5 protein-coding genes and 1 rRNA gene are annotated in these 5,703 nt (G+C 74.0%); 1 reads left to right on the plus strand and 5 read right to left on the minus strand.

All coding sequences use genetic code 11. From position 1 onward, the window contains the following. Window positions 1-98, plus strand: a 5S ribosomal RNA gene (gene rrf, locus V7E45_RS38290); the annotation flags it as partial. A gap of 95 nt (window positions 99-193) precedes the next feature. On the opposite strand, the gene V7E45_RS38295 is transcribed toward rrf, so the two are convergent. The 5 genes from V7E45_RS38295 to V7E45_RS38315 all read right to left on the minus strand — a co-directional run. Continuing rightward, window positions 194-1,504: a DUF58 domain-containing protein gene (locus V7E45_RS38295; RefSeq protein WP_333778892.1), complete on the minus strand. Its 1,311-nt coding sequence runs from the start codon at window positions 1,502-1,504 to the stop codon at window positions 194-196. Further along, the gene (locus tag V7E45_RS38300; RefSeq protein WP_333778893.1) at window positions 1,504-2,493 is read right to left on the minus strand and encodes an AAA family ATPase; all 990 of its coding nucleotides are present in this window, start codon (window positions 2,491-2,493) and stop codon (window positions 1,504-1,506) included. Before V7E45_RS38300 ends, V7E45_RS38295 begins: the two co-directional genes overlap by 1 nt. Beyond that, a complete protein-coding gene (locus tag V7E45_RS38305) occupies window positions 2,493-3,725 on the minus strand; it encodes a DUF4350 domain-containing protein (RefSeq protein WP_333778894.1) in 1,233 nt (410 codons plus the stop codon). Before V7E45_RS38305 ends, V7E45_RS38300 begins: the two co-directional genes overlap by 1 nt. After that, window positions 3,722-4,507 carry a DUF4129 domain-containing protein gene (locus V7E45_RS38310; protein WP_333778895.1) on the minus strand — a complete coding sequence of 262 codons (786 nt, stop codon included), beginning with the start codon at window positions 4,505-4,507 and terminating at the stop codon, window positions 3,722-3,724. Before V7E45_RS38310 ends, V7E45_RS38305 begins: the two co-directional genes overlap by 4 nt. 4 nt (window positions 4,508-4,511) lie before the next feature. Then, window positions 4,512-5,703 (minus strand): DUF7544 domain-containing protein (locus V7E45_RS38315; RefSeq protein ID WP_333778896.1); only part of this gene is annotated, 1,192 nt, incomplete at its 5' end.

Consider the following 5,703-nt stretch of genomic DNA (forward strand, 5'->3'; position numbering starts at 1 on the left):
GGGAAACGCCCGGTTACATTCCGAACCCGGAAGCTAAGCCTCACAGCGCCGATGGTACTGCAGGGGGGACCCTGTGGGAGAGTAGGACACCGCCGAACAATTCTTGGGAAAACCCCCGCATCGAAAGATGCGGGGGTTTTCTGCGTTCAGGGTCCATTGCCTCGTTGTCCCCTGAGGGGACGGCGATGGAGGATCAGAGTCGGCCGGCTGCCTTGAGGGCGAGATACGCATCAGCCAGTGCGAGAGCCAGATCGTCCGGTGCCGCGTCCACCACCGTCACCCCGTGGCGACGGAGCTGCTCGGCCGTATGTTGGCGCTCGCTCTGCGCCTGGGCCGCCGCGGCCGCCTCGTACACGGCATCGACGTTGCCCCGCGCCTGCGCCATCCGCGCGATGTGCGGGTCGGCCACCGAGGCGACAAGAACTGTGTGCCGCTGGGTGAGTTGCGGGAGCACCGGCAGCAGGCCCTGCTCGACGGGCGCCGCGTCCAGCGTGGTGAGCAGCACGATCAGAGAACTTCGCGGAGCGGCGCGCAGGGCCGTCGCCGTGAGGCCACGGGCGTCGGTCTCGACCAGCTCCGGCTCCAGCGTCGCCATCGCGGTGACCAGGGACGGCAGTACATCGCCGGCGGAACGGCCCTGCACCAGAGCACGGACCCGGCGGTCGTAGGCCAGCAGGTCCACGCGGTCGCCCGCGCGGGACGCGAGTGCCGCGAGGAGAAGCGCGGCGTCCAGGGACGCGTCGAGGCGCGGGACGTCGCCCACCCGGCCGGCGGACGTGCGGCCGGTGTCCAGGACCAGCAGAATGTGCCGGTCGCGTTCTGGGCGCCAGGTGCGGACGGCCACCGTGGACTGGCGGGCGGTGGCACGCCAGTCGATGGAGCGGGTGTCGTCGCCGGGGACGTACTCGCGCAGACTGTCGAACTCGGTGCCCTCGCCGCGGGTCAGGACGCTGGTGCGACCGTCCAGTTCGCGAAGCCGGGCGAGCTTGGACGGCAGGTGCTTGCGGCTGGTGAACGGCGGCAGCACCCGTACCGTCCAGGGCACCTTGTGGGCGCCCTGGCGGGAGAAGAGGCCGAGAGGACCGTAGGAGCGGATCGTCACGCGGTCGGCCTGGCGGTCGCCGCGGCGGGTGGGCCGCAGCCGGGTCGTCACACGCCGGCGTTCGCCGGCCGGGATGGTGACGCTGTGCCGGGAACCCTCGACCTCGGTACCCGGCTGCCAGCTGCTCGGCGGCCACGCGTCCCGCAGCCGCGCCCGGAGCGGGCGCCTGGACGGGTTGGTGATCGTCAGCGTGACCTCGGCGGTCTCGCCGAGGCGGATGGAGGTGTCACCGGAGCGGGACAGGACGAGGCGCCGTACGGGTGCCGCCAGGGCGAAGTCGCAGGCACAGGCCAGGGCCAGAGGGCCGTTGACCGCGAGGATGCCCGCCCAGCCGGGTTCCAGGACGCCGACGGGGATGGAGCCGATGGCCGCGACCAGGGCGGCGCGTCCGGTGAGCGCCATCAGCGGGGGACCGGGACGTGGGCCAGGATGGCGTTGATGACGGAGTCGGCCGTCACGCCTTCCATCTCCGCCTCCGGGCGCAGTTGGACGCGGTGCCGGAGCGTGGGCAGGGCGAGTGCCTTCACGTCGTCGGGGGTGACGTAGTCGCGGCCGGTCAGCCAGGCCCAGGCACGCGAGGTCGCGAGGAGGGCCGTGGCCCCGCGCGGGGAGACGCCCAGGGTGAGGGAGGGCGACTCGCGGGTGGCACGGCAGATGTCGACGACGTACGCGGTGATCTCGCGGTCGACGTGGGTCTTGGCGACCGCGACGCGGGCGGCCTCCAGTTCCGCCGGTCCCGCGACGGGGCGTACGCCGGCGGCGTGCAGGTCGCGCGGGTTGAAGCCGGAGGCGTGGCGGGTGAGGACGTCGATCTCGTCCTGACGGGACGGCAGAGGGATCGTCAGTTTGAGCAGGAAGCGGTCGAGTTGGGCCTCGGGCAGCGGGTAGGTGCCCTCGTACTCGACCGGGTTCTGGGTCGCGGCGACGAGGAACGGCTCGGGCAGCGGGCGGGGTGTGCCGTCGACCGTGACCTGGCGTTCCTCCATCGCTTCGAGGAGGGAGGACTGGGTCTTGGGCGGCGTCCGGTTGATCTCGTCCGCCAGCAGCAGGTTGGTGAAGACCGGGCCGGGCTGGAAGGAGAACTCGGAGCTGCGGGTGTCGTAGACGAGTGAGCCGGTGACGTCGCTCGGCATCAGGTCGGGGGTGAACTGCACGCGTTTGGTGTCGAGTTCGAGCGCGGCGGCGAGCGAGCGGACGAGCAGGGTCTTGGCGACGCCGGGGACTCCTTCGAGGAGCACGTGGCCGCGGCACAGGAGGGCGACGACGAGGCCGGTCACGGCGGGGTCCTGGCCGACCACGGCTTTGGCGATCTCGGCGCGCAGGGCCTCCAGGGAGGCTCGGGCGCTGCCCGCTTCGCCGGTGTTCCCGGCGTTGTCAGTGGTCGGGTCCATCATGGACGGCGTACCTCTCTTTCGAGGGCGTCGAGTTGGTCGGTGAGCGCGGTGAGGGCCGCGTCGTCGCCGGGCGGCGGTCCGAACAGCAGGGAGTGCAGGGCCTGTCCGTCGCCGTGGAGGTGGGCGGACAGGGCGGGGAGCAGGGCTTCGGGCGCGTGCGCCTGGGCGACGGGCACGCCGACGAGGGGGGCGAGGCGCGTGCGGGTGGTGGAGCGAAGAGCGGCGGCCGCGCGGTCTCGGGCGTCGGCCTTGCGGTAGAGGCGGGCGCGGCCTTCCGCGGTCTCGGAGGCGCGGATCGCGACGGGGAGTCCTTCGGACACGAGGGGGCCGAACCGGCGTGCCCGCCAGAAGGCCGCGAGTACCGCGGCGACGAACAGCTGCAGGGTGGCCCAGAGCCAGCCGGAGGGCAGCAGGTCGAGGAAGCTTCTCTGTTCGCCGTCGTCGGTGGCGAGGGTGTCGGAGAGCGAGGGGAGGTACCAGACCAGATGGTGGCGGGAGCCGAGGAGCTGCAGGGCGAGCGAGGCGTTGCCCTGCTGGTCGAGCCGCTTGTTGTAGAGGATGTCGGGCGCGCCGAGCACGACGGTGTCGCCGCCGCCGGAGGTCGCCGGGACGCGGAGCAGGGTCGGGAGCCGCCGGCTGGGGTAGCAGGAGTCGGCGTCGACGTGGGTGGTGGTGTAGCGGATGCCACCGGTGTCGGCGCTGCCCGCGCGCCGGGCTTCGGGCAGGGCGCAGCCGGGCCGGAGTGTCGTGCCGGAGCTGGTGGCGGGGTCCGCGGTGACCCCGGGGGCGAGCCCCTCGACGGACCAGCTGCCGGCGGCGACGAGGACGGTGCGGCCGCCGGAGTGGGCCGTCGCGGTGCGCAGCCTGGTCTGCTGGCGGTGGGTGAGGAGGTCGGGGACGGCCACGAGGAGGGTGGTGTCGGGTCCGGCGGCGGCGCGTGCCGCGCCGAGGGAGGTGACCACGCGCGTGGAGACCCCACGGTCGGCGAGGAGCGCGGCGACGGCGCGGCTGCCGTAGGGGTCGGCGGAGCGGGGGTCGAGGGCGCCGTGCCGGGTCTGGGAGCGGACGGCGGCCATGGCGACGGCCGCGACCAGGATCAGCACCACGGCGAGGACGATGCCCCGGGTGCGGGTCCACACCCGGCGGGCGCTGGGCGCCGTGGAGGTGGCCGGTGCCGTGGCTGCGGCCGGCGGCGTGGGGGTGGCGGGCGGCGTGACCCCGGTGGTCATTCGGCGGCCCCCTGGCTGGTGTGGTGGGCCGTGCTGGTGGCGCTGTGGGCGAGGGCCGGCCGGGTGCGCTCCAGGTCGCGGTCGAGTTCGGCGATGCGCTGGTACGACGGTTCGGTCGCACGGCGTCCGCCGTATGTGACGTCGTCGAACTCCCGGGCGGCGGCGCGCAGCCGGTCCGTGTGCGAGGGAAGGGCGCGGCCGGCCTCCGCGGCCGCCTCGTCGGCGGTGCGGCCGGGTCGTACGTCGAGCAGGGCCCGTTCCTCCAGGGAGCGGACGATGGCGCGCATGCGTTCCTGGACGGCCTGGTTCCAGTGGCCCTGGGCGGCGTGTGCCCCGGCGGCGGCGCGGTGTTCGGCGGCGCTGCGGGGGCGGTCGTCGAACAGGGTGGCCGAGGAGACCGGTTCGCGGCGCGGGGTGCCCAGGCGCCACCACAGGGCGGCCAGGACGGCGACGACGAACAGGACCACGACGAGCAGGCCGAGGGTGCCGCCCGGGGTCGCCGAGGCGGCCCGGTCGAGCAGCCTGGCGATCCAGTCCCAGAGGGCGTTCAGGGCACGCTGGAGCAGACCGGGGTCGTTCTCGTGGTACATCCGCTTGGCCAGTTCGCGGCGTGCCGCCTCCCGTGCGGGATCGCGCGGAGTGGTCACCGGCGGTCCGCCGCCCGGGCCGGCGGCCGCGAGCACGGTGGTGCGGGCCGCGCCCATCAGACCGCGCAGGGCCGTGGGCGCGGCGCTGTCCGGCAGGACCGGCGCGGCCCCGAGAACTCCCCCCGTCGGGCTCACCGCATCAGCTCCCAGGTACGGGGCCGGGGGTGCTTGCCGTGGGGCCCTGGACACCGGCGGCGCGGGCCAGTTCGAGGTCGAGTGCCTCGCGGCGGATGCGCTGGTCGATGTAGAGGAGCACGGTGACGCCCGCGTTGATCGGGAGCGTGAGCATGGACCCGATCACCGAGCCGATGGCGCTGATGATCAGGAAGGTCCAGGAGGGCGTCTGGCTGCTGGTGGTGGCGAAGATGCCCACCATGCCCCCGCCGCCTGCCGCGCCCGCGATGAGGGTGAAGGGGATCACCACGAGCGAAGAGACGATGTTGGCGATGATCGCGGCGAGCAGCTGGATGCCGAGGACGCGCCACCAGGAGCCGCGCACCAGCTTCGCGGAGCGGCCGATGGACTTCACGATGCCCTGTCGTTCCAGCATCAGCGCGGGCGAGGACAGGGAGAAGCGGACCGTCAGCCACACCAGGACGACGGAGGCGGCGAGGAGGCCGAGGACGAACAGCGCGATGGTCGCTCCTTCGCCGCCACCGGCGATCGCGGAGACGATGCCGGGCAGTGCGCCGGCGAGCATCACGCCGAAGGAGATGAGCCCCAGCAGGAAGAGCAGCCCGAACAGCTTCGGTACCTGCGGCCGGGCGTCCCGCCAGGCCTCGCCCGCGCTGACCGGCCTGCCGAGGACGGCGCGGCTGGTGACCGTCGTGAGCAGGGCGGTCGCGATGATGCTGGCGACGACGGAGACGACCACCACGACACCGGCGCCGACCGCGAGCGAGCCGAGGGCCCGCAGGACCTCGTCGGCGGAGGCGTCGGGGTTGTCGAGGGCGTGGGTGGTGTCGCTGTCCTTCAGGACGAAGCCCTGCAGGAGGAGCACGCTGAGCTGGGTGAGGACCGCGACCGTCAGGGAGATGCCGAGGACCGTGCGCCAGTAGGTGCGCATGGTGGAGACGGCGCCGTCGAGTATCTCGCCGACGCCGAGCGGGCGCAGCGGGATGACGCCGGGCTTGGCCGCGGGCGGGGGACCGCCCCAGCCGCCGTTCCAGCCGCCCCAGGCTCCGTTGCCGCCGGGGGCGCCGTAACCGCCGTGGCCTCCGGGAGGACCGCCGTGGGCGCCGCCTCCGTAGCCGCCGGGTCCGCCGGGCTGCGCGCCGCCCCAGCCCGGGCCGGGCGGCGGTGGCGGCGGGGGAGCCTGGCCGGGGCTCGGG

This window comes from Streptomyces sp. IBSBF 3136 (genome assembly GCF_036815105.1).
Lineage (GTDB): Bacteria > Actinomycetota > Actinomycetes > Streptomycetales > Streptomycetaceae > Streptomyces.

Bases quoted from the DNA above. Each gene is read 5' to 3' on its own strand.
- V7E45_RS38300 (WP_333778893.1), bottom strand. From the start codon at position 2,493: ATGGACCCGACCACTGACAACGCCGGGAACACCGGCGAAGCGGGCAGC.
- V7E45_RS38305 (WP_333778894.1), bottom strand. From the start codon at position 3,725: ATGACCACCGGGGTCACGCCGCCCGCCACCCCCACGCCGCCGGCCGCA.
- V7E45_RS38295 (WP_333778892.1), bottom strand. From the start codon at position 1,504: ATGGCGCTCACCGGACGCGCCGCCCTGGTCGCGGCCATCGGCTCCATC.